20 protein-coding genes are annotated in these 26327 nt (G+C 31.9%); 14 read left to right on the plus strand and 6 right to left on the minus strand.

Annotated elements, in window-relative coordinates; all coding sequences use genetic code 11:
- The first annotated feature begins 37 nt into the window (after window positions 1-37).
- Window positions 38-1117 carry an N-acetyl-gamma-glutamyl-phosphate reductase gene (gene argC / locus AC6EIY_RS01640; RefSeq protein WP_498507229.1) on the plus strand — a complete coding sequence of 360 codons (1080 nt, stop codon included), beginning with the start codon at window positions 38-40 and terminating at the stop codon, window positions 1115-1117.
- Here argC and purN read toward each other — a convergent pair.
- Complete coding sequence (purN, locus tag AC6EIY_RS01645) at window positions 1101-1799, minus strand: phosphoribosylglycinamide formyltransferase (RefSeq protein WP_498507230.1); 699 nt, start codon at window positions 1797-1799, stop codon at window positions 1101-1103. The two genes, argC and purN, sit on opposite strands and share 17 nt — an antisense overlap.
- Before the next feature lie 286 nt (window positions 1800-2085).
- Here purN and AC6EIY_RS01650 point away from each other — a divergent pair, with 286 nt between their 5' ends.
- Window positions 2086-3684: a glucose-6-phosphate isomerase gene (locus AC6EIY_RS01650; RefSeq protein WP_498507231.1), complete on the plus strand. Its 1599-nt coding sequence runs from the start codon at window positions 2086-2088 to the stop codon at window positions 3682-3684.
- A gap of 3 nt (window positions 3685-3687) precedes the next feature.
- Here the strand turns inward: AC6EIY_RS01650 and leuS are convergent, their stop codons facing one another.
- Complete coding sequence (gene leuS, locus AC6EIY_RS01655; RefSeq protein ID WP_498507232.1) at window positions 3688-6276, minus strand: leucine--tRNA ligase; 2589 nt, start codon at window positions 6274-6276, stop codon at window positions 3688-3690.
- A gap of 135 nt (window positions 6277-6411) precedes the next feature.
- On the opposite strand from leuS, the gene dapF reads away from it, so the two are divergent.
- Genes dapF through AC6EIY_RS01675 form a run of 4 tightly spaced genes read left to right on the plus strand, consistent with a single transcriptional unit; the run spans window position 6412 to window position 10331 of the window.
- Window positions 6412-7266, plus strand: a complete 855-nt coding sequence (gene dapF / locus AC6EIY_RS01660) for a diaminopimelate epimerase (RefSeq protein ID WP_498507233.1) — start codon at window positions 6412-6414, stop codon at window positions 7264-7266.
- Between the two features lie 12 nt (window positions 7267-7278).
- Entirely contained in the window at window positions 7279-8460 is a 1182-nt protein-coding gene (locus tag AC6EIY_RS01665) for a cysteine desulfurase family protein (RefSeq protein ID WP_498507235.1), read from the plus strand.
- Between the two features lie 7 nt (window positions 8461-8467).
- Complete coding sequence (locus tag AC6EIY_RS01670; RefSeq protein WP_498507237.1) at window positions 8468-9091, plus strand: DUF1995 family protein; 624 nt, start codon at window positions 8468-8470, stop codon at window positions 9089-9091.
- Between the two features lie 4 nt (window positions 9092-9095).
- Window positions 9096-10331, plus strand: a complete 1236-nt coding sequence (locus AC6EIY_RS01675) for a D-alanyl-D-alanine carboxypeptidase (protein WP_498507238.1) — start codon at window positions 9096-9098, stop codon at window positions 10329-10331.
- Here AC6EIY_RS01675 and coaD read toward each other — a convergent pair.
- Window positions 10328-10804 (minus strand): pantetheine-phosphate adenylyltransferase, encoded by a 477-nt coding sequence (coaD, locus tag AC6EIY_RS01680; RefSeq protein WP_498507239.1) that lies wholly within the window; start codon window positions 10802-10804, stop codon window positions 10328-10330. The two genes, AC6EIY_RS01675 and coaD, sit on opposite strands and share 4 nt — an antisense overlap.
- A 67-nt stretch (window positions 10805-10871) precedes the next feature.
- On the opposite strand from coaD, the gene AC6EIY_RS01685 reads away from it, so the two are divergent.
- The 4 genes from AC6EIY_RS01685 (at window position 10872) to AC6EIY_RS01700 (ending at window position 14635) form a co-directional block, all read left to right on the plus strand.
- Entirely contained in the window at window positions 10872-11354 is a 483-nt protein-coding gene (locus AC6EIY_RS01685; protein WP_269605578.1) for a flavin reductase family protein, read from the plus strand.
- 18 nt (window positions 11355-11372) lie between these two features.
- Window positions 11373-13295 (plus strand): excinuclease ABC subunit UvrC, encoded by a 1923-nt coding sequence (gene uvrC / locus AC6EIY_RS01690; protein WP_498507240.1) that lies wholly within the window; start codon window positions 11373-11375, stop codon window positions 13293-13295.
- 133 nt (window positions 13296-13428) lie between these two features.
- Window positions 13429-13965, plus strand: coding sequence for a menaquinone-dependent protoporphyrinogen IX dehydrogenase (hemG, locus tag AC6EIY_RS01695; RefSeq protein ID WP_498507241.1), 537 nt, complete (start codon window positions 13429-13431; stop codon window positions 13963-13965).
- Window positions 13966-13975: 10 nt separating this feature from the next.
- The gene (locus AC6EIY_RS01700; protein WP_498507243.1) at window positions 13976-14635 is read left to right on the plus strand and encodes a PHP domain-containing protein; all 660 of its coding nucleotides are present in this window, start codon (window positions 13976-13978) and stop codon (window positions 14633-14635) included.
- A 5-nt stretch (window positions 14636-14640) separates the two neighbouring features.
- On the opposite strand, the gene cobN is transcribed toward AC6EIY_RS01700, so the two are convergent.
- Window positions 14641-18414 (minus strand): cobaltochelatase subunit CobN, encoded by a 3774-nt coding sequence (gene cobN, locus AC6EIY_RS01705; RefSeq protein ID WP_498507244.1) that lies wholly within the window; start codon window positions 18412-18414, stop codon window positions 14641-14643.
- Between the two features lie 71 nt (window positions 18415-18485).
- Here cobN and AC6EIY_RS01710 point away from each other — a divergent pair, with 71 nt between their 5' ends.
- Entirely contained in the window at window positions 18486-19400 is a 915-nt protein-coding gene (locus tag AC6EIY_RS01710) for a branched-chain amino acid transaminase (RefSeq protein ID WP_498507245.1), read from the plus strand.
- Window positions 19401-19463: 63 nt separating this feature from the next.
- Window positions 19464-23012 (plus strand): methionine synthase, encoded by a 3549-nt coding sequence (metH, locus tag AC6EIY_RS01715; protein ID WP_498507246.1) that lies wholly within the window; start codon window positions 19464-19466, stop codon window positions 23010-23012.
- A 43-nt stretch (window positions 23013-23055) separates the two neighbouring features.
- Here the strand turns inward: metH and AC6EIY_RS01720 are convergent, their stop codons facing one another.
- Window positions 23056-23283 (minus strand): DUF8667 family protein, encoded by a 228-nt coding sequence (locus AC6EIY_RS01720; RefSeq protein ID WP_269625503.1) that lies wholly within the window; start codon window positions 23281-23283, stop codon window positions 23056-23058.
- Between the two features lie 513 nt (window positions 23284-23796).
- Here AC6EIY_RS01720 and AC6EIY_RS01725 point away from each other — a divergent pair.
- Complete coding sequence (locus AC6EIY_RS01725) at window positions 23797-24633, plus strand: ATP adenylyltransferase family protein (protein ID WP_498507247.1); 837 nt, start codon at window positions 23797-23799, stop codon at window positions 24631-24633.
- Between the two features lie 16 nt (window positions 24634-24649).
- Here the strand turns inward: AC6EIY_RS01725 and AC6EIY_RS01730 are convergent, their stop codons facing one another.
- Window positions 24650-24829: a hypothetical protein gene (locus AC6EIY_RS01730; RefSeq protein ID WP_498507248.1), complete on the minus strand. Its 180-nt coding sequence runs from the start codon at window positions 24827-24829 to the stop codon at window positions 24650-24652.
- 162 nt (window positions 24830-24991) lie between these two features.
- Between AC6EIY_RS01730 and AC6EIY_RS01735 the strand changes: the two genes are divergently transcribed.
- On the plus strand, window positions 24992-26050 hold the full coding sequence (locus tag AC6EIY_RS01735) for a molecular chaperone DnaJ (RefSeq protein WP_498507249.1): 1059 nt from the start codon (window positions 24992-24994) through the stop codon (window positions 26048-26050).
- The last annotated feature ends 277 nt before the right edge of the window (window positions 26051-26327 follow it).

Here is a 26327-nt window from a genome sequence, read left to right on the forward strand (position 1 = left end):
TGAATATCTCATCATTCTACGAAATAACCTTGATGTTATGGCAATTAGCACTTCGAAAACTGGGAGGATCGCAATTATTGGAGCATCTGGATATGGAGGACTTCAACTCGTTAAGTTAATTAATGAGCATCCAAAATTTGAGATATCAACTTTAAATGGGGAGCGATCAGCAGGTAAAAGCTGGAATGAAATAAATCCTTTTATGAAACTTATGGTGGATAAAGACATAACAAAAAGCAATATTGATGAAATCGCTCAAGATTCAGATTATGCAATATTGAGTCTGCCTAATGGATTGTCTTCACAACTAACCCCTTTGTTATTAGAAAAGGGTATTAAGGTACTTGATTTATCAGCTGATTATAGATTTAAATCATTAGATAAATGGAAAGAAGTATATTCTAATGAAGCTGCAAAATATCAAAGATATGACCATGAATTGTGTGAGGAGGCTGTTTATGGCTTTTCAGAAGAATTTAGTAGTGAAATCTCAAAATCTAGATTGATAGCTTGTCCAGGTTGCTATCCAACCGCATCTCTGAGTGTCCTTATTCCATTCTTAAAACAAGGGTTAATAGAAAGTGAAGGAATTATTATTGATGCAAAATCTGGGACATCCGGCGGCGGGAGAAATCCAAGTGAACAACTTTTGTTGTCTGAATGTTCTGAATCAATTAAGCCCTATGGAGTCATTGGGCATAGACATACGGCAGAGATAGAGAGGATCGCTAGTCAATTTGCTGGTCATGAAGTGAATTTACAATTTACGCCTCATTTGGTACCAATGGTTAGAGGGATTTTATCTACTGTTTATGCTCGCTTAAGAGATCCTGGATTAACAGCAGAAGACTGCAAAATTGTCATTGAAGCTTTTTATAAAAATCAACCATTTGTTGATATTTTGCCTGTCGGAACATATCCAGCTACTAAATGGGTTAAAAATACTAATAAAGTTATGATTTCAGTAGAAGTTGATAAACGTAATGGAAGAATAGTACTTATGAGTGTTATTGATAACTTATTAAAAGGTCAAGCGGGACAAGCAATACAAAATTTAAATATTATGCAAGGACTTGAATCAGATATTGGTCTTCCAAAAATTACTTATTATCCTTGAAATTAGCTCTTATTACCATTGCTACTTTTGCAATAGCTAAAGGTAATATTATATGTTCCATATCTTGAATTCTTTTTTTTAGAGTCTCTTTACTATCTTTTTCCTGAAGGGGGACTGCCGCTTGAATAATTATTGATCCGGAATCAACCTCCTTTTGAACATAGTGAACAGTGCAGCCAGTAATAGTTACTCTTTTGTCCATTGCTTGCTGTATTGCATCAACGCCCTTAAAAGATGGTAAAAGTGATGGATGAATATTAATAATCCTTTTCTCAAACCTATTAATTAATTCTTCACCAACAATTCTCATCCATCCAGCCATAACAACAAGTTCTACTGATGATTCCTCTAGTTTTTTTAATACCAACATGTCGTGTCCTGATCTCGAATTACAATCTCTATGATTTAAAACTACATAAGGTATTTTGTATTTGATTGCCTTTTTTATTGCTAAACAATTAGGATTATTGACGATTAATATAGAAATTTCCGCATTAAGTTGTTTATTTTGTATTGATTTAATAATGTACTCAAAATTAGATCCATTACCAGACGCCAGGATACCTAATCTTATCTTTTGACCAAATATAAGGTTTGATTTTTCTAATGGACTAATTATACACTGTTCATTTAAATCATAAGACATATGATTCTCACTATATTCTCTATTATACTGCTTCATCAAAAAATGATTATTTACAACTTAATATATGACCTTTAGAAGAAATTACAATATCTAAATATAAAGACATATTTAATAGTAATGAAGGTTAAATCAATACTTAGATATCCCGAACTTAAATAATAATAATAATTATCAAGCTTAGTTTATTCCTATTTGTCAATTACTAAACATTCACCACTTGAAAACCAATCTTGACTAATATAAATTAAATCAATTTGCTTAGCGGTTCTCATTTGAGAATACCTGCTAACAGAACTCATTAAGGAGTATTCTCTTATCAATAATGGCAATAACTGACATCTTCCAGTTGAATAACAACGATAAATGGTTAAGGTACTGCGATCTTTTATTTTGCAATGATTCATTAGGTTTTTGGCTAGATATAAGCAGAATGGATGTGGAGAAGAGCGATTTTGAGAAATTTAAGGACATTTATTCCCATGCTTTTGATTCTTTAGAAAGTCTTGAGAATGGATCGATTGCCAACATCGACGAAGATAGACAAGTTGGTCATTATTGGCTTCGAAATCCCAAGATTGCTCCAACTCAACAAATTTCAGACTCTATCACCAAAGAAATTGAAGACATATCAAAATTTGGAGCTTCAATATTAAATGGTGAAATAACTAACACTGATGGAAAAAAATATACCGATGTTTTTTGGATAGGAATAGGTGGTAGTGGTTTGGGTCCCTTACTTATTAAAGAGTCATTTAAGAGAGACTCAATCGGATTGAATCTTCATTTTCTAGACAATGTAGACCCAGAGGGGATTTCACATAAATTAAATTCCATTCTTCCTAATATTGAATCAACTTTGTTTGTAGTTGTTAGTAAATCAGGTGGCACTCCTGAACCTTTGATAGGAATGGAGCAAGCAATGAAGTTTGTCCAAGATAACAATCAGATTTGGTCATCTCGAGCTATAGCAATTACATCAAAAGGTAGCAAATTAGATGATTTAGCAGTAAATGAAAATTGGTTAAATGTTTTTGATTTACCTGATTGGGTTGGTGGAAGGACAAGTATTACTGGTGCCGTTGGATTATTGCCTGCCGTCCTAATTGGCGCTGACATAAACAAGTTTTTAGATGGTGCATCTCAAATGGATGCTCTAACGAGAGAAAAAGACATTAAAAATAATCCAGCAGGACTTTTATCCTTAGCTTGGTACAAATCCGGAAATGGAAAGGGTTTAAGAGATATGGTTGTGCTTCCATATAGAGACAGGTTAGAAGTTTTCAGTAGATATCTTCAACAATTAGTAATGGAATCTTTAGGCAAGAAGTTAGATAGAGATGGTAAACAAGTTAATCAAGGTATCGCAGTTTATGGAAATAAAGGTTCTACAGATCAGCATGCATATGTGCAGCAATTAAGAGATGGTGTTGATAATTTCTTTGTTAATTTTATTGAGATTCTACACGATCCATCTGAGATAGTAGAAGTAAAAAATAAACAACCAGGAGACTATTTGTCAGGCTTTCTTCATGGAACTCGATCAGCATTAACAGAAGGGGGCAGACAGAATCTGACAATCACATTTAAATCATTTGATGAATCTAGTCTTGGGGCTTTAATTGCTTTATTTGAGCGAGCAGTAAGTTTATATGCAGAACTGATTAATGTTAATGCTTACAATCAACCAGGTGTTGAATCTGGGAAAAAAGCCGCTACAAGCATAATTAATCTACAAAAAGAAATTCAGGAGCTTTTGGAAGATGGAAAGGAAAGAACTGTAAGTCAAATTAATGATGCATTGTCAACTGACTCAACTGAGTCGATTTATTTAATTCTGAGGAAACTTTCGGAAAATTCAGATCACTATTTAATAAATGGAAATCAATCAAATCCAGATCATTTAACTATTTCGAAAAATTGATTTCTAAATAACTATATTTACTAGTTTATTCGGAACAACAATTATTCGTTTTGGTTCATTTCCATCTATCCATTTTTGAGCGGCCTCACTTTTAATAGCTATATCCCCTAATTCGTCTTTAGATAGATTTTTACTTGCATCGATTGATCCTCTAACTTTTCCATTAATTTGAATCATTAATCTAAAAGTATCTTGTTCAATTGCACCTTCATCGAATTTTGGCCATGACTGAAGATGAATACTTTGAGTATTTCCTATTGTCTTCCAAAGCTCCTCTGCAATATGAGGAGAAAATGGAGAGGTTATTCTAACTAACATTGAAATAACATTATTTAGAGTTTCATTACTACAGTAATTAACTATTGAACTTAGGCCATTCACAGCTTTCATAAGTTCAGATATTGCTGTGTTAAATTGAAGGTTGTCTAGATCATCAGTAATTTCTTTAATAGCAATATTAATTAAACGTAAAGCCTCATCATCTTTTGACTTTTCTTTTTCTATCTTTAATCTTGAATTAGTTTTTGTTAGTTCTAAAGTATTAACAACAAATTTCCAGAGTCTCTGTATAAATCTATATTGTCCCTCTACATCTGAGTCATCCCATTCTAAATCTTTTTCAGGAGGAGCCTTAAAAAGAATAAACATTCTGGCTGTGTCAGCACCGTATTTGTCTATGACCAATGATGGGTCTACACCATTATATTTTGACTTTGACATCTTTTCATAGATAATTTCAATATTTTCTCCAGTAATTGGGTCTTTAGGGTCATTCATATCTTTGATTTGATCTTTTGAAAAATATTTATTATTTTTTGGATTTTTAAAAGTAACAGCTTGGACCATACCCTGAGTTAATAGTTTCTTAAAGGGTTCATCAATATTTAATAATCCACAGCTTTTTAGAGCTTTGGTTAAAAATCTTGAATAAAGTAAATGAAGAATTGCGTGTTCAATACCACCAACGTATTGTTTAACTGGGAGCCATTTATCTATTTCACTTTTTATAAATGGATCTTCCTCATTCTCGGGGTTTATATATCTAAGAAAGTACCATGATGAACACATAAAAGTATCCATCGTATCAGTTTCTCTTTTTGCTTTAAGTCCACATTTTGGACAAAAAGTATTTATCCATTCTGTTTTTTTAGTTAGAGGTGAGTTGCCTTTACCAGTTAATTTTATATCAACAGGAAGAGAAACAGGTAGATCTTTGTCAGGTACTCTTACTTGACCACACTTCTTGCAATTAATAATCGGAATTGGGCAACCCCAATATCTTTGTCTAGATATAAGCCAATCCCTTAACTTATAAGTAATTTTTGATTTTGCCCAATGGGCATTGGATCCTAATTCAAGTATTTTTGCTTTTGCAATATCAGATTCAATCCCATTAAATATATCAGAATTTATCATTATTCCCTTATCTACATACTCAGCATTTAAATAATTATCATCTTGATCATTATTGGGCTTAATTACATAATTAATTGGTAAATTATAGGATTTAGCAAACTTATAATCTCTACTATCATGTGCTGGAACGCCCATGACAGCTCCAGTCCCATATTCCATAATCACATAATCGCCAATCCAAATAGGGATCTCTTTATTATTTGCTGGATTTACTGCATTTTTTCCTAAATACATTCCAAGTTTTTGTCTACTATCTGAATTACGTTCTAGATCACTTAACTTTTCTTGTTTTTGTCTGAATTCTATTAATTTATCAATATCTTTATCACTTATTAATTGATCAATTATTGGATGATTTGATGCTAAGACAAGATAACTTACTCCATAGATTGTATCGATCCTTGTGGTAAAAGCGGTTATTTTTTGAGAATGATTTTTTATATCAAATGTTATTTCCGCGCCGATTGATTTGCCAATCCAATTTTTTTGCATAACCCTGACTCTTTCTGGCCAGTCATTAAGCTTAACTAAATCATTATTTAAATCTTCGGCAAAACTAGTAATTCTTAAAAACCACTGATTTAATTCTTTTTTCTCAACTTTTGCTCCAGATCTCCAAGATTTACCATCAGTATCTACTTGTTCATTAGCAAGCACGGTTTGATCAATTGGATCCCAATTTACTGTCGCTTTTTTTTGATAGGCAAGATTATTTTTATGTAATTGATTAAATATATATTGAGTCCATTTATAATAATCTTCTTTGCAAGTAGTAACTTCTTTAGACCAATCTATTGATAATCCAAGTCGATCTAATTGATCTTTCATTTGTGAAATATTTTTATCTGTCCAGGCAGATGGACTTGTTTCTCTTTCTATTGCTGCATTTTCAGCCGGTAGACCGAATGCATCCCATCCCATTGGATGAAGAACGTGATAACCTTGCATCCTTTTATATCTAGCTAGTACATCCGTAATGACATAATTCCTCACATGCCCCATGTGTAAAGAACCTGAAGGGTAAGGAAACATAGACAATGCATAAAAGGTATTGTCTTTGTTTACATCCGTTTTTGTTTTATAAATCCCTTGATTAGCCCACTCTTTTTGCCAATACCCCTCCACATTACGTGGCTCGTAACGCTGGTCGATAATCTCTGAAGTAGTATTATTCAAGGAAGATCTCCTTCAGTAGTTGATTTGCCAATCAGATAATATTCTCATAAATTGATGCCCAATATGCGAATAGTTCTGAAATTACTACCAAGAAAGCTTAATTTACTAAGAACATAGTAAAACAAACATTAAATCATGAAAAATAATTTCTCAAAATATCAAGGACTAGGTAATGATTTTATTATCTTTGATGCACGTGGTAATAATTTAGATAATTTCTTTACTGAAAATAAGGATAACTTTATTGAACATCTATGTAATAGAAATTTTGGCATTGGAGCTGACGGCATTATTCTTATATTAGAATCCAAAGATGAATGTTTTGTTAGAATGCGGATATTTAATTCTGATGGTTCTGAGCCAGAAATGTGTGGCAATGGTATAAGATGCTTGATTGCTTTCTTAAACGATAATAATGAAATTAATGAGATGTCTGAGATCAAAATTGAAACTAAAGCCGGTCCTATACTTACCTCTATTGATGTTAATAAAAATATTAAAGTAAATATGGGAGAACCTATCCTTTCCCCCGAAGATATACCTACAAAATTGTTAATGAATAATTTAAAAGTTCCTAATGGAAAGATTACTATAAATGATCAAAAATTAAATATTTATGCTGCTAGCATGGGTAATCCTCATATGATAGTATTTGTTAATAACATTGATGAGATACCATTTGAAGAGTGGGGGGAATATCTTGAAAAACACAATACATTTCCCAACGATACGAATGTTCACTTTATTGAATTAATTGATAAATCAAATATTAAAGTTAAAGTATGGGAAAGGGGTTGCGGTCCAACATTAGCATGTGGCACAGGAGCGTGCGCGTGTCTGGTCGTAACATCTAAGCTAGGTAAAACTTTTAACAACGCTAACGTTTATTTACCTGGCGGTAAATTAGAGATTGACTGGCCCAATCAAACCGGGCCAGTCTTAATGAATGGCCCTGCATTAAAGGTATTTAGTGGAGAGATTGATATTTAATTTCTCATCAATATGAATAATATTTATCTCGATGCATCAGCGACCACTCCGCCACATATAGATGTTATTAATAAACTAAAGGATATTCAATTGGAATGCTGGGGGAATCCATCAAGTATCCATAAAGTTGGTATTATTGCAAGTGAGATTTTGGAAAGATCTAGATTATCAATAGCTAATAAATTACAAGCTTCACCTGACGATATTTTTTTTACATCTGGGGCAACTGAGTCAAATTATCTTTCTCTAAAAGTTGTATCTAATAATCTTAATAAGGGAAGACTTGTTATAAGTAGCGTTGAACACCCTTCGATTAACTTAATCGCCAAACAATTACTTAATGATGGCTGGGATATTAAATACTGGCCTGTAGATCGTTATGGAATTATTGACTTAGATTTGTTGGAGGAGATGTTATCTCCTCCAACAAAATTGGTTTCGATAATCTGGGGCCAAAGTGAAATTGGGTCAATTCAGCCCATAAATCTCATAGGTATGGAATGTAAAAAACGAAATATACTTTTTCATACTGATGCAACACAGGTTCTCCCAAGTGGACTAATTGATTGGGGTAATTTAAATGTTGATATGCTTAGTGCTTCTGCACATAAACTTCAAGGACCTAAAGGTATTGGCTTATTGATTTTGCGAAAGGGTGTTCGAGATTTATTAATGAATGATCTTTCATATGGATTTAAGAGTGGCTCTATAAGATCTGGTACTGAATCGGTTCCCCTTATCGCAGGGTTTTCTACAGCAATTGACCTGCTAAATGGATACATAGAGGTTAATGATAATCAAACATTATTCCCTGAGAATAATGTTTCCAAAATGACTGCTCTGTTAAAAAAAAATCTAGTTAAGAATAAACAACTTACTTTTATTGGGCCTCATAAAGAACGACTACCTAATAATATTTCATTTCTCTGTCATACAAAATCAATGATACCGATTAAAGGTAGAGAAATGGTTCGATTATTGTCACAACATGGCGTTTATACAAGTAGTGGTAGTGCTTGCTCTTCATCTAGTCAAGGACCTAATCCTATATTGGTAGCAATTAATGTTGATAAATCACTTCAAGAATCCGGATTGAGAATAACTGTTGGTCCATGGATTTCAAATTATGATATTAATTCAGTTTCAAATATAATATATGAATCATTGCAATCTTTAGAACTCGAAAAGCAATGATTATCAAATGATCAATAAGCTACCCTCAGATCTTAAAGAAGCAGAATCAAATATATATGAATCAATTCAAAGTTATTTTTTATCTAATTCTGAACAATCTTTTCTTTCTATTAACCTTAAATTTGAAGGATTAAGAATCAATCCAATTATCTTTCGTTTGTCCGATAAACTAACTGAATTCAAATTCGATAATATTTTATTGTGGGCCGATGCTGGTGGAGCGGCTCTTGCTAAAAGGGATAACCCCGGCCTAGCGAATAAGATTTTTACATTTAAGGAGTTTATTAATTCTACAGATTATCTGAATTCAGTATTAATAGTCTGTTCCCCTCAACCATATGATATTGAGATGTTTGAGGAGGTATGTTCGCATACAAATACAACCGTTATTATGATAAATGGTAAATTGGAAGATCCCATTGTAGGAATCGGAAGTGTAGGTAGGGAGATGAGAAAAAGATTTGCTGAAAAATGGAAAGTTCTTTATTTTGTTCAACCATTATCTATGGGAGCGTTGTTAAAGAAATTTCCTAATAACTGGGAACTTTTCAAATTAAATCCTAATGGTTATTCTTTTGTGAAATCATTCGATAAGCGTCCTGACGATGAAACTATAATCCTTAATCTATAACGGGATGATTAAAAAGATTTGTTTATATAGTAGCTTGATTTTATTATCAGCGAATATAATTAATGGTAATATCTTTTCATTATTTTTATACATTAGACAAAGGGTAAATATTTATTCTTTAAGCCCTGAAAAGATAAATATATGTGAGCCTTTGCAAAATAAATTGGTTGATTATACTTATAATTTTAATTCTAAAATCAGTATTAGTATTTTGAATGAATCTGGCGACTTTATTGCAGATATTAATGGCAAAATACCTAGGATCCCTGCTTCTAATCAGAAGATTCTTTCAAGTGCTTTCTCTTTAGATATATTAGGACCTCAGTATACTCTTAATACAACTTTAAAAGAGATAAATGATGGCAGCTTTTTTATTGAGGCATCTGGTGATCCAGATTTCGAAACAAGTCATTTAGAGGAGTTGATTATCGATCTTAATAATATTCTTTCTAATCCTAATTTCAAATATCCAATAATTATTAAAGGTAGCAATAAAAAAAATTGGTGGCCTTCTAGCTGGTCATATGCCGATCGAAAAGAAGAATATGGAGCACCTATAACTAAATATTCAATAGCTAGTAATTCAAGTATTAACTCTTTAATTAATCCAATTGATAATTTTGTTTATGAGTTAGAGACTGCTTTAAGAAAAAAAGATTTATCTAAAAGATATTTTGTAAAAGTCGTAAGTGAAGACTATCCTATTGATTATATTTCAACGATTAACGTTATCAATTCTGCTCCTTTATTTATTTTACTAAATCTTGTTAACTCAGAGAGCCATAATTTTACTGCTGAAGTTATTTTCAGACATGCATTAAATAACTGGTCCCATGATTTTCCTAATATAAAATACAGTAATTGGATAGCAGATCAAAACTTTAATTCTGATAATTTTATCTTTGCAGATGCCAGTGGTTTATCAAGAAAAAATAGAGTAACTACCTATGGTTTATCTCAGTTTTTGAGAAGAATGAAGCTTAATAGATTTTCTGACTATTATTTCTCGTCTTTTTCAATTTTAGGTGTTAGGGGCTCATTATCTAATTTAAGTGCTCCAATAAGCCTTAAAGGTAGAATTTTGGCTAAATCTGGAAGACTAAATAACGTTAGATCTTTTTCCGGTCTTATATTAGGTGAGGGTAAAATTTTTAGTATTATAGTTAACAATATGGATGATTCAACTAAACATATAATGAAAATTTTATCAATAGTAGATAATACTGAAGATTGTAGTTAATTAGTATTTAGTGCCATTAGATCTTTGGCTATAAACTCAGGAACCATGTGGCGAATCTCGCCACCAAATCTTGCGACTTCTTTGACTACAGAACTACTTAAAAAACTATGATGTGTTTCTGTCGCGAGGAAAATTGTTTCGTATTTACTATTTAAAGATCTATTTGTATGAGCTACCTGTAATTCATATTCAAAATCACTCATAGCTCTTAAGCCTCTTAAAATAAGGTGAGCATTATGTTCTTTAGCACAATCCACAGTTAGACCTTTAAAAGCTATTGTTCTACAACCTGGTATATCTCTGGTGGCATCATTAATCTGCTCTATTCTCCTCTCGCATGAGAAGGTTGCCTTTTTTGAAGGATTTTCCAAAACCGCAATGAGAACTTCTCCAAATAAATCACTTCCTCTTTGAATTAGATCAAGGTGCCCAAAGGTTAACGGGTCGAAACTACCGGGATAAAGCGCCTTCATGGTTTTTTAACTTTAAAAAAGTCCATTTCTTTCTTAGAATCACATATCTATAAACGTATCAAAGCGCATGACTCTTAATCAGGATGCCAAAAAAGTTCTTTTGCGCAAAATCCCTCATGGATTATTTATATGTGCGGTAAGAGAAGGAGATGAAATAAATGGTTTTACTGCTAGTTGGGTAACCCAAGGATCATTTACGCCTCCTTTAGTTGTAATGGCTGTTCGCGCTGATGGATCCAGTCATGGAATTATTCAAAGAACGAAGATGTTTTCTCTAAATGTTTTGAGAGAAGATCAAAAGGATCTAGCAGCTGTGTTCTTTAAGCCACAAAAAGGATTAGGGGGACGATTTGAAGCTTGTAAATTCACTTATGGAGAGTTTGGTATGCCGTTAATCGAGGATGTAATAGGTGGAGTTGAATGTGAAGTTATTTCGGGCGTAGAACACGGCGACCATACAGTCTTTGTCGCTGAAGTAAAGAGTGCAGTGTTGAATAAAGATGGATCTGCTTTAAATTTAGCGAGTACAGGTTGGAACTATGGCGGCTAATTTAACGAGACATGATCGGTGGAATTAACGCCGTTAATTAAGGACAAGTCAAGACTATCGAATTTTTTGAAGGATATACCAAACGATCCTGGTTGTTATTTGATGAAAGATCGTGAGGACAGATTGTTATATGTTGGTAAGTCAAAAAAGTTAAGAAATAGAGTTAGAAGTTATTTTCGAGCAAGTGATGAATTGAGTCCAAGAATATCTTTAATGGTTAGGCAAGTTGTAGATATTGAGTTGATAGTTACTGATACCGAAAGTGAAGCTTTAACTCTAGAATCAAATTTAATAAAATCTAATCAACCCTATTTTAATGTTCTATTAAAAGATGATAAGAAATATCCCTATATTTGTATAACCTGGGGTGATAAATATCCAAGAATATTTTTAACTAGGAAAAGAAGGGAAAGACAGAAAAAAGATAAATATTATGGTCCATACGTTGATGTTTATTTACTTAGACAGACCCTTTTTAGTATAAAAAAACTGTTTCCTCTTAGACAAAGAAGAATACCACTTTACAAAGATAGAACGTGTCTTAACTATTCAATTGGAAGATGTCCAGGCGTTTGTCAAGAAGAAATAAGTTCAGAAGATTATAAAAATACACTAAAACGTGTTGAAATGATATTTCAAGGGAGAACTGAAGAATTGAGACTATTATTAGAAAAACAGATGCATTCTTTTTCAGAGTCATTGAAGTTTGAAGAAGCTGGATCTGTCAGAGATCAGCTAAAGGGTATAGATAGATTGTATGAATCTCAAAAGATGATTATTCCTGATTCATCTGTATGCAGAGATATAATCGCATTGGCATCAGAAGAGAATATATCCTCTATTCAAATTTTTCAAATGCGCTCAGGAAAATTAATTGGAAGACTTGGATATTTCTCAGATAATAATAATCTCAGTACTTCTCAAATACTTCAAAAAGTTGTAGAAAATCATTACTCAAATGTTGATCCGATTGAAATACCTTCTGAAATATTAGTTCAACATCAATTACAAAATACAGATATAATATCGGATTGGCTAAGTGAATTAAAAAAGCAAAAAGTTAACATAACAATCCCAAAAAGATCTAAGAAGGCGGAAATTATAAAATTAGTAGAAAAGAATGCAAATATGGAGTTACAAAGAATTAGACAATCTCATGATAAAAATTTACTTGAGCTTGACGATTTGACCAATATTCTTGAGTTAGTAAAAATTCCAAAAAGAATTGAATGTTACGATATTAGTCATATACAAGGTAGTGATGCTGTCGCTTCTCAGGTAGTATTTATTGATGGTATTGCGGCTAGACAACATTACAGAAAATATAAAATTAAAAGTTCAAATATAAAACTAGGACATAGTGACGATTTCGAATCAATGGCTGAAGTTATTACTAGGAGATTTAAAAGATGGGCTCGTTATAAAGATGATGGAGGTGATATGAATAATCTATCAAGTAATGAATCTAGTGTTTTAGACAAGGATAATTTAAATGATTGGCCTGATTTAGTTGTAATAGATGGAGGTAAAGGGCAATTAAGTTCGGTATTAGAGGCTTTAGAAGATTTGAATCTAGATCAAAATATAAATCTCATATCTTTAGCCAAGAAGAAAGAAGAGATATTTATTCCAAATGTTAAGCAATCATTAGACACTGACCCTAATCAACCTGGAATGCTTTTGTTAAGAAGAATTAGAGATGAAGCTCATAGGTTTGCAATTACCTTTCACAGACAAAAAAGAAGTCAACGTATGAAACGTTCTCAATTAAATGAGATACCAGGATTGGGACCACAAAGAATCAAATTGTTATTGGAGCATTTTAGATCAATTGAGGCTATCCAAATGGCATCTCTTTCTGAACTTTCATCAACACCAGGATTAGGGTCATCTACTGCTGGTGTTATCCGAAAATATTTTCATCCAGACGAAAATGATTAATTTATCGATAAATTATAACGAATCAAAGATAGTTAATCATTATTGATATACTATCAATAATTCATAGAAATTGATAATTCAGGTTTTTATTGAAAATTAGAAGTAAAATGTATGCAAGTATCAAAAACTAACCGTGACTGAAGAAAAGTCTAAACTTTTAATTTTATATTCAACCGTTGACGGACATACAAAACACATATGTGAATATATGTCAGACAAACTTAATAAAGATAAGGATATAACAATTTCTTCTCTTGAGGAATCCGATAAATTTAACTTGTCAGATTTTAGCGAAATCGTTCTTGGAGCGAGTGTAAGATATGGTTATCATCGCAAGAATGTTTATGAGTTTATTAATACCAATAAAGAAACATTAGAGAAAAAAAAGACTGCCTTCTTTTCATTAAATCTTACTGCCCGGAAACCCGAAAAAAACACACCAGAAACTAATCCTTATATTATAAAATTTCTTAAAAAAGTACAATGGGAACCAACCATAAAAGGGGTTTTTGCTGGGAGACTAGATTACCCTAGTCTAGATTGTGCAAATAAATTAGCAATATTATTCATAATGGTTATTACAAATGGACCAAAGGATATCTCGCAAGTTTATGAATTAACAGATTTTAAAAAGGTTGATGAATTGATTGAATCAGTATCCAAATTTTGATTTAATTAATATGTCTAATTTTGATAAGCATAAGTTAATTAAAATAATTAAATCAATTACTAAATATAGTTGTCCAAATTCAATTAACTTTCATTTGCATTCAACATATAGTGATGGAAGCTTAACTGCTATAGAAATTTATAAACAAGCAATTGAACTAAATATTGATCATTATGCAATTACAGATCATCATTCAGTTGATGCATATATTGAATTAAGTAAATCTAACGATTCTATATATAAAGGTAGATCTAATTTCCCTAAACTTTGGACTGGAATTGAAATTACTTGTCTGTTAAGGGGTTGTTTAGTTCATGTTTTAGGTCTTGGTTTTGATCATAAATCAAAATACTTATTACCTTATGTTGACCATAAGTCTGCTATTGGAAATGAATTATTAGCTTCGACTGTAGTTGATTCGATTCATAAAGCTAATGGAATTGCTGTGTTAGCTCATCCTGCTAGATATAGGCTTCCATTTGATCTACTGATTAACGAAGCATCAAAACTAAATTTTGATGGTGTTGAAACCTGGTATAACTACGAAAGAGCGCATGATTGGATCCCATCGGAATTTGTCTGCGATAAAATATTTGATTGTGCAAACTCCTATTCATTATTATCAACGTGTGGTACCGATAGCCACGGACTATCTCTTCTTAGGCGTTAAATAATTTATAAATTATTACTAGACGAATAGGTTTCAATTTTACTATCTATATCTGATAGAATTTTTTTTATAGATGATATTTCTTCAATAGTTGCATTTGTCCAAAGTTTTCTGTTAGAGGCCTCTAGTAATCTTTCAGCGATATCTCTTAAGGCCCAAGGATTGTTTTCACTAATAAAATTTTTCGTATTATTATTCATTAACCAATTATTCACTATAGATTGATAACACCAATTAGGAACTAAGTTTGTTGTTGCATCATAAGAGAATAAATAGTCAAGGCTAGCTGACATTTCAAAAGCTCCTTTATATCCATGTTTTTTAATCCCCTCTATCCATTTAGGGTTTAATAATCTGCTACGAACGACTTTATCAATTTCTTTTGAGAGTTTGTGAATTCTTGGCCGTTGATACCTTGAATTATCTGCAAAATAGGCTTGAGGATTTGTTCCACTAGTTTTTTTAATCGCGGAAATTAACCCACCCTGAAATTGATAGTAATCATCTGAATCAAGTATATCGTGTTCTCTATTGTCCTGACTATGCAGTACTACTTTTACCTTTGATAAATTACTTTCTAATCCATCTTTGTCTTTTATGATTTTACTTGAACCTTCATATCTCCATTTACTCCATTCGATAAAAGCATCAGCGAGTTCTGATTGATTCTCCCAAGATCCACTATTGATTATTTCTTGTAATCCTGCTCCGTATGATCCGGGGGCAGATCCATATATTCTTGATTTTGTATTTCCATTTCTGTATGACTCAGCAAGTGGATTATTAGAAGAGGATTCTTTTAAATTTCCAATAAGATTTTGACCTCTTCGAATCAATTCAATTATCTGTGGAAATGCATCCCTGAATAAACCAGAAATTCTTAATGTTACGTCTACTCTTGGTCTGTTCAATACACTTAGGGGAATGACCTCAACGTCAACTACTCTTCTTAAAGTTCCGTCCCATATTGGTCTTAAACCCATGAGAGCAAAAAGCTGACAAATATCTTCTCCACCATTTCTCATTGTTGAAGTACCCCAAATTGAAATAGCAAGGTGTGAAAGGTGTTCACCATTTTCTTGTAGGTAAAGTTCCATTATTTGTTCAGCACTTCTTTTCCCTAAGTCCCAAGCTGTTTCAGTTGGTATTGCTCTTATATCAACAGAAAAGAAATTCTTGCCTGTGGGTAAAACTTCTAATTTCCCTCTTGTAGGCGCCCCAGAAGGACCGCTAGAAATTCTTTTACCGTCTAAAGCCTCGAGAAAATTTATTTTTTCGTTAACTGAACTATTTAATAGTTTGGGTAAAATATTATTTAGTAAATGATTTATAAAAATATTCGGTTTTTCGAGATCTAGGTAATTTAAAATTTTACTATTTAGTTTTATCTTCTTTTTTGATTTAATCTTGTAATTAAGTATTTTAAAACAATGAAACTCTATTATATATTTCCCGATATCATTCAACCATTCAACTACTTTACCGACTTTCCTAGCATTAATATCTGTATACTCTTTAAATAAATCAATGTCAACTTGGTTTAAGTTTTTACTCTCTTCGTCACTCCAAGGGTCGAACGTAAAACCTAAATCTTCTGCTAAACCCTGTGTAAGACCGAGAATTTTTCCTGTAGGTACATTAGAAATTGTGAGTGTTAATTCTAATAATTTATCTATACTCTGATTAACTCCAAACACATGAAGACCAGTTCTAATTTGAGAATTCTTAATTTCACATAAATAACTCTCTGCATTATCAATTAGATCTTGTATAATTAACTTATCTTTTTCTGCTTTTAATTTATTTGATTCAATGCCTGGCCATGAATTTTTAATTAAAAGATCTAGTATCTTTTTTTCTAATAATTCATTTCTATTATCGTTAATTAATTTAGATTCATAATATTCATCAATTAAATTTTCAATTATTAGTAGGTCATTAAAACTACCGGCATGAGATAGTGGTGGGGTTAAATGATCTATAATGATTGCATGTGTTCTCCTTTTAGCTTGGGAGCCTTCGCCAGGATCATTTACAATAAATGGATATATATTTGGAATAGGAGGACAAAGAATAAATGGGAAACAATTATGACCTAAACCAACCCCTTTTCCTGGTAACCATTCCAAACTTCCATGTTTACCCAGATGTACAATTGCATTCGCTTTAAATGTATTATATAGCCAACAATATTGTGCAATATATTTATGTGTAGGAGGTAAGTCGGGCGAGTGTAAATCAGATAAATTATCGCTCTCATAACCCCTATTTGACTGAATTAAAATTGTTATATTTCCAAAGTTTATTCCATTAATAGGAAAGCCAGACTTTTCTAATTGAAATGAATCAAGTGGGTCTCCCCATCGATTTGATATCTTTTCTTTAACGTTAGAGTCGAGATCTTTCCAATAATTTAAATAATCTTGAATATTTAAATATGATTGAGGTTCATTTGAGATTGTCTCTTCAGAATTTGTCCTATGACTTAATAGAAGGTTAATTAATTCTTTACTATTATCAGGAATATCTTCATTCCCTAGATTATATCCCTCGTCTTTAAGCCAGTTCAAAATATTTAATAGGCTTTCGGGTGTATCTAAACCAACTCCATTCGCAATTCTTGAGTCTTTTACTGGGTAGTTTGCTATCACGAGAGCTATCTTTTTATTTGAATTATTCGTTTGTTGTAGATAAGTTAGATTTTTTATATATTTTATGCACCATTCAATATGTTTATCATATGGCTCTGTTTTATATACAGCAATTGATAATTCATTATCTGTATAAGACAGGTTTTTAAATGCAACTGGTATTGTACATATTCGACCATCCACTTCTGGTAAAACAACTTGAATTGATAAGTCAATGGGGTTAAGACCTACTGTAGATTCTTTCCACTCAGTTATAGATGAGCTAGATATTAGTAATTGATATACAGGTATATCTAATCTGTCCCACAAGTTTTTCTTCACATCATCATGCTTATATTCAACTGATGAAAATGAGGTTGTAGTTATTATTGCTTTTATGTTCTCTTTCTCTAATAAACTTATTATTTGATTCTCTATATTTTTAGATTTAAAACTTGTAATCCATATTATTTTGGCATTTAAGTTATATTTATTAGATATATCATTTATTTTATCAGCTAACTCTGTATTACCCGATTGTAAAAGTGATTTATAGAGAAATACAGCAATAGATGGATTACCATTATTTTTCCATTTCCATTTTATTAACTCTTGATGATATTCAATTAAATCTGAATTTAAATTAATTTCTTTAAAATTAATTATTTTCTCTAAGGTTTGAAGCATATTATTATAATTTTTTATACCTCCTTGATTTAAAAGTGTTTGAATTAAATCAACTTTCTCTTGATTTAGGCTACTAATTTCTTGAACATCATTTGCTGTACTTTCAATTCCAGAGACTACTATCAGATGTCTATTTGGTTTCTCTAATTGCCATAAACCTAATTGTTCAAAGCCATAAGACCAGTATGATCTTGACCCTAAAAATCTAACAAGAATAATTTCAGCTGTATTACATGTATTAGTTATATAATGATCAATTGATGCATTTGATGATAAATAAGATATGGGTAATGCTCTTATTTTATTTTTCCACTTATTGTTTTCAGGGAGCTTTAATACTGTAGATAAACAGGTTATATCAGTTGTAGCGCTAGTTAGGAAGACAACTGGAGCTGATGGCTGTTCGATAAATGTATTTTCTTCTTGAGGTTCATTCCCTGGAAGGGTGGAAATTCTATGCATTCATTTATTATGTGTAATAAGAGCAGTAAAAACTGAAATGCTGATTGTTTTCATCTTAGCTGGAACTAATAATGCATAATTTTCTTCCATTTGCTTGGTTTGAAGGGCAATGTATACCATTTGATGAGGCGAAGCTATCTATAGCTACTCATGCACTTCATTATGGAACTGCAGCTTTTGGAGGAATGCGGGCTATTCCTGATCCAAATAATAGTAAATCATTTTTATTATTTAGAGCAGACAAACACGCAAAAAGATTATGTCAAAGTGCTAGATTTTTGATGACTGAATTAGATGAGGATTTTGTATTAAAGTCTCTTGAAACATTTCTTGTTAAAAACAAACCGACTCAACCTGTTTACATCAGACCATTTGTATATACTAGTGACTTAGGAATTGCACCAAGGTTACATAATATAGAAACTAATTTCTTTATTTATGGAATAGAACTAGGTGATTATCTGTCACCAGATGGGGTTACTTGTCGCGTTAGTAGCTGGACTCGTCAGCAAGACAACTCACTTCCATTAAGAGGTAAAATTAGTGGAGCTTATATCACTAGCTCCTTAGCCAAAACTGAAGCAGTAAAAAGTGGATTTGATGAAGCACTATTATTAAATAGTCAGGGAAAAATCAGTGAAGCAAGTGGTATGAACATTTTTATAGTACGTAATGGTGAATTAATTACACCTGGTGTTGATCAAGATATTCTTGAAGGTATAACTCGTTCAAGTGTTATAGAACTGGCAAAAAAAGATGGTTTAAAAGTTATAGAAAGACCAGTTGATAAAACAGAATTGTTTATATCTGATGAAGTATTCCTTACAGGAACTGCGGCAAAAATTACCCCTATAAAAATGATTGAAACCACATCAATGAGCAAAGAGATGCCAATAATGAATTCATTAAGAACGAAGTTGACTAAAATTACAGAAGGTTTAGTTCCTGAATATGAAAATTGGGTCAAACGTGTACATATAGATTAAAATAAGATTATATAACTTATTTAAATTAATGATTTTCATTCTAATAAGTTAAATATATAATTTATGACTGATTTTTTAGGTTATCTCAACTCTGAAAAGAGACCGATATTAGTCTTTGATGGCGCCACAGGCACGTCTCTGCAAGATCAACAACTTAATGCAGAAGACTATGGCGGAGCTTCATTAGAGGGTTGTAATGAAAACCTTGTACTGACATCAGTCTCCAGCGTCGAAAAAGTACATGAATCATTTTTAAATGCAGGTTGTGATGTAATCGAAACAAATACATTTGGTGCTACTTCAATTGTTCTAGATGAATATGGAATTGGTAATAAAGCTTATGAGATCAATTTAAAAGCAGCACAAATAGCAAGGAATGTTGCAAATAAATATCAATCAGATGAGAAACCACGATTTGTAGCTGGATCTATTGGACCAACAACCAAACTACCAACCCTAGGTCATATCAGTTTTGATGAGCTAAAAAATTCTTATCTTGAGCAAGCTAAAGCACTAATTGAGGGTGGAATTGATCTTTTTATTATTGAAACTTGCCAAGATGTCCTTCAAATCAAGGCTGCTCTGCAAAGCGTAAATGAAGCTATTGGTTCTGGAAAGAAAATTCCATTAATGGTGTCAGTAACCATGGAGACCACCGGCCAGATGCTTATTGGTAGTGATATTTCTTCTATTACAACAATACTGGAGCCATTTAACATTGATATTTTGGGCCTTAATTGTGCAACTGGCCCTGAAGAAATGAAAGATCATATTAAATATTTATCGCAACATTCACCATTTCATATAAGTTGTATACCAAATGCAGGACTTCCAGAAAATGTTGGTGGCAAGGCTCATTATCGATTAACTCCAATGGAACTTAAGTTCCAACTTAGTCATTTTATTAATGATTTAGGAGTTCAACTAATAGGAGGTTGTTGTGGAACCAGACCGGAACATATTAAGCAACTTTCAGATTTATCTAAAGAGCTTTTATCTTCTGAGCAAAGATTGGATTCTCTTTCAAAAGAAAGATCTATAATTCCAGCTGCATCATCAATATATGAGTCTATTCCCTATGAGCAAGATAATTCTTTCTTGATCGTAGGTGAGAGATTAAATGCTAGTGGATCTAAAAAAGTAAGAGAACTACTAAACGATGAGGATTGGGACGGACTTGTTGGAATAGCAAAATCTCAACTGAAGGAAAATGCTCATGTTTTAGATGTAAATGTAGATTTTGTTGGAAGAAATGGTATCGAAGATATGTCTATGTTAGTCAAAAGACTTGTAAATAATATTAATTTGCCTTTAATGCTTGATTCAACAGATTATGAAAAAATGGAGAGTGGGTTAAAGCATGCTGGCGGAAAATGTATTTTAAATTCTACTAATTATGAGGATGGACCAGATAGATTTTATAAAGTTATTGATCTTGCTAAAAGTTACGGGTCAGCGGTAGTGATTGGAACAATTGACGAAGATGGAATGGCTAGATCTGCTGATAAAAAAGCAGAAATAGCAACAAGAGCATATAAGGATGCGACTAATTCTGGATTAAAATCTTATGAACTTTTTTATGATCCGTTAGCATTACCTATCTCAACTGGATTAGAAGAAGATAGAAAGAATGGTTTAGAAACTATAAATGCAATTAAGTTAATAAAAGATAAATATCCAGAAGTTCATTTAATCCTTGGAATTTCAAATGTAAGTTTTGGTTTATCTTCTAGTGCAAGAATTGTTCTTAATTCTATCTTTCTTGATGAAGCAATTAAGGCCGGTCTTGATTCTGCAATTGTTTCTCCGTCCAAGATTTTACCTCTAAACAAAATAAGTGAAGAAGAGATAAAAATCTGCATGGATCTTATTTATGATAGAAGAATATTTGAAAATAAAGTATGTACATATGATCCTTTAACAACATTAACTAGTTATTTCGAAGATTCAAAGACACTTTTAAATAAAAGTACAAATAATGATGATATTAAATTACCAATAGAAGAAAAACTAAAGAATCATATTATTGATGGTGAAAAAACTAATTTACATTCAAATCTTGATTTCGCATTAAAGAAATATAAACCTTTGATAATAATTAATGAATATTTATTGGATGGTATGAAAGTAGTTGGTGAATTATTTGGGTCGGGTCAAATGCAATTACCCTTTGTTCTCCAATCTGCGGAAACAATGAAATTTGCTGTTTCGTATTTAGAGGATTTCATGGATAAATCTGAGGTTAATCAATCAAAAGGAAAATTTATTATCGCTACAGTTAAGGGTGATGTTCATGATATTGGTAAAAATCTAGTAGATATAATTTTATCTAATAACGGTTATGAAGTTATTAATTTAGGAATTAAGCAAGAAGTCAATTCAATAATTAATGCTCAGAAAGAGCATAACGCTGATTGTATTGCTATGAGTGGACTACTAGTTAAATCCACTGCATTTATGAAAGATAATCTTAAAGCATTAAATGAAGAAGATATATCTGTGCCTATTATTCTTGGAGGAGCAGCTTTGACTCCAAAGTTTGTTAATCAAGATTGTGCAAGTGTTTATAAAGGGAAGGTTATTTACGGTAAAGATGCTTTTACAGATTTAAAATTTATGGATTCATATATGAAGGCAAAGGAATTAAATAATTGGGATAATTTCTCGGGTTTTAAAGAAGGTGCTCCCGAGGGGATTACTATTGGTAATTATAAAAATAAAAATACTCATCAGGAAATTAATATCAATAAAATAAAAGAAAATCCTATTGAAGATAAATCAAGATCAAAAAATATTCCTCAAATAGATCCTATTAAACCGCCATTCATAGGCCCAAAGTTTTTATTAGAAAAAGATATTGATATAGCTAAGGTTTATAATTTCCTAGATCGTAATGCTTTATTTGCAGGCCAATGGCAAATGAAACGTTCCAAGGAGATGTCTGCATCCGACTATAAGAATTTTTTACTAGAGAAGGCAGAACCGAAATTGGATTACTGGATGAATAAAATAATCAATGAAAAGCTTATTAAACCCTCTTTAGTCTATGGGTATTTCCCTTGTGGTAGAGATGGTAATTCTTTAAATATATATGATAAAGATCACCAAAGTCTATTGGGTAATTTTTTATTACCTAGGCAAAGATCCGGAAAAAGATTTTGCATAGCAGATTTTTATAATGATTTAAATAACAATCAGCCTAGTGATTATTTGCCAATGCAAGCTGTAACAATGGGAGAATCAGCTAGTGAATATTCCCATAAATTATTTAGTCAGGATTCATACTCAGATTATCTATTCTTTCATGGTTTGACAGTCCAGCTAGCGGAAGCACTTGCTGAATATATACATTCTGTAATTAGGATTGAATGTGGATTTAAAGACTGTGAACCAAATAATATAAAGGATATCTTAGATGTTAAATATCGAGGATGTCGTTATTCTTTTGGCTACCCAGCTTGTCCTGAAGTTTCTGATTCTAGAAAACAATTGTTATGGCTTGATGCTAAAAAAATTAATATCTCTATGGATGAAAGTGAGCAACTGCATCCTGAACAAAGTACAACAGCTATTGTTGCATTACATCCAGTAGCTAAATACTTTGGTATTTAAATTATTTAAATATTTTCTTCAATTTATAAACTAATTTAGAAAATTAGTTATTCATTTCATCGATAGTTTCTAATACTTCCATCTGAAACTCAGCCATTGATTCTGAGTCACTCAAATCAATCCCCTCCCCGGCAGCATTTTGAGTTAATTCCTGAAAGTGAAAAGCACCTTCACCTGTTGCTAAAAATTCCATAGCAGACGTTTCCCCGCTCTCGCGAAACGCATCGCAAAGAGCCAAAAAAGCTTCGTCTTCAGAAAAGTCCCAATCCATCGAGGACACATTACTGAAAGAGGTTTTACCTCTTTCCCCCCTGCTTTCGTCAACCTTATTTGCTAATAATCTGAAACTATTTTGCAAATTGATAAATTTGAATTGTCTTTGTGTATACCAAAAACCTTTCCAGTACAACTGATCTCGGGATTATGCTCATTTAATTACCAAATGATTATTCACGACTTTTTTTCTTTTTGATTTTTGTAAATTTGATTTTATGAACTTTCGTACAATAATTTTTCAAAAAGATCTTGTAAGTAATAAATCGGTCTGTAGGTGCCCATAAATCGTCTCTAGAGCACCAAACCATTCAACTAGAACTAAATCAACTTTCAAACCTTGGAACCCCTGATAGGCATAAATTGCATGATTTGAAGAAGCTTTATTTTGTTCATCGAGTACTTGGTAATTGATTATTAGTGGTTAGTTACTAAGCTTTTTATTATTCTTTATATTTTTGAATATTAATAATATAATTGCATTAGATTATTTATTAAAGGACTATTTGAGGTGAAGAGCCAAATTATATGGGCCAAAGCTCTTCAAATTAGTCGAGAAGCTGTTTATTCTGGGGCTGTAATTCCTCTAGAAACCAAAAAATATAAAACAAGCAAGCTATTTTGTGATTATGAATTACGTTTTCTTTTAAGTCCTATCCCAAGGCATTTTATTGAATATGGTCCAAAAAGAAACCCATTTATTCCTTGGGATTCCAGGCTTGAAATACAATCTATACATAGTAATCATACATTAATTTTAAATAAATATCCAGTACAGATTGGACATATGTTGTTAATAACAAATAAATGGAAACCCCAAAATGGATGGCTTGATAATGATGATTTCGATGCTATAAAAAATGTTGATAATGATACTACTGGTTTATGGTTCTTTAATAGCAGTAAGGAAGCTGGAGCAAGTCAACCTCATCGACATTTTCAATTGTTACCAAGACATAATAATGAGAGTATTTGCCCTAGATATGATTGGTTCTGCTCATTAATTAGTAACGATATTAAAAACTCTCTGATTTCTTGTTGTGTTTCAATTAAACGAAGGAATAATAAATTAGACTCAAGCTCAAATGACCTATATAGTTTATATAAATCTATGATTAATGAGATGAATTTAGGTAATATTGAAGTAGATAGTAAACCTTTAAAACCGTATAATTTGATTATTACTCCAGAGTGGATTGCGCTTATAACGCGTAAAACAGATAGTGCATATGGATTTAGTATAAATGCTCTTGGTTTTGCTGGATATTTTCTTGGAACAAAAAGATCTGATGTAGATCAACTTATAAAGTTTGGTCCAGAACAAATATTAAAAGATGTAATTGAATAACTAGATCAGAGTTAATTTAGCTTTCAATACCTTGACTGTTTGTATTCATTTGTTCTTCGAGCTTTGATATTGATGCAGTAATAGCTGCAAGTTTTCTTTCATAGGATTCTTTAACAGAAATTAAAAAATTTAATTTCTTGGCTTGAAAAAATTTTTTTCTTTCGTTCCAATTTTGGGAGGATGTGCAAAAGTCCATTTAAATTTACTAATTTTTTTAAATAATACTTATAAGTCTTGATCGATGTGGCTATTTCCTAGTTTTTAAACAATATCACCATAATTATATTCATTTCATAATCATTTTAATTATATAAATTCAAAGCTAAAGGTGTGTGGAAAATAAAAAGGCCATTAATATATGAATAGTTATTATGATCTTGTGGCGGAAGGTGAAGAAAAAGATATTAAGAGAATTTCAATTGATTTACCAATTGATCTCATAGAAGGCGTCGACCGCCTTCGTAAAGAGTGGGGATTCAGAAGAAGAGGACAGGTTTTCGAGAGACTATTACAAGTTATTTTACCTAAGGATTTAGATGAAGATGTAATTGATAATGAACAATTAGATTTTACTCATAATGACCATCATGACTCTATAAGCGATCAAGGTGGAATTGAAAATAGTAAAAAAGAAGAAAAAGCATTAGTGATAGTAGGAAATAAAAATATTGAAATAAAAAATGTAACGGTAAATGATGTTAAAACTAATAATGCAAAAACAAATCAAAAGGGAACTGTCTCTACAGGCATTGAATTACCAGGTTTTATAAGAAAACAGACGACAAACCTTAAAAAAAGTTTGAGTAAAGACAAAACTTTTAAAAATATGGAAGACACTTCAATAACCACAATTAATATTGATGATTTAATAAAAGCTAAAGACGCTGTAGAAAAACATTGGATATACCTTTATGGGCAAAAACCGACTGAAAGTGTTATCGAGGCATCAATGATTTGGCTTGCAAGAGATATCTGGCCCCATGTCGATGGCACAGAAAACATACCTTTTACCTGGAATGCTGCTTGTAAGATGCTTAATTCATATTGTCGTGAATGGAATATCGGTTCAGTAACTTTTGATGATGTTGTCATCTTGGCGGGTGCTCTTGAAGACCCCTTTTCAACTAAAAACTTAAGAAATAGAATTCCCACTCTTATCCGAAGGTTTGTGAATAAATTCAAACGTAGTCAAAATGTGACTTCTTTCCAAACACTTGAGTCAACTATGACTGTTCATGGTGCTTTGAAGTTATTAGGTTTACCAACAAAAGCAGGATCATCTCTGACTCTTTCGTTCATCCGAGAGGCGTATAAAGAAAAAGCTCTTTCCAATCACCCTGATGCTGGAGGATCAAACGAAAATATGAGAAAATTAAACGAGGCTTATCAATTACTAAAAGATTTATACAAAAATTAGCTTCTACTAAGTATCGGATTGGTCTCAAAACTAGTCTAGTTACGCGACTTACATGAGACTTGAAAGACTTCTTTTTTTGCTTTTTTTATTCAGTGATGGGCTATTTGAATCGGCCGAATAAATTATTTGATTGTTTTCTGTATGAAAAACAAATCAAGATTACTAGACATCATCCAGTGCATTTTAAAATGCAGGAATATTCTGGATTTTGTTGAACAGTTTTAATCTAGTCTATATGCCTCTTCCGCCTGTAAATGTCCATATTTTGTCCAATCGG

It is taken from the genome of Prochlorococcus sp. MIT2304 (genome assembly GCF_059772405.1).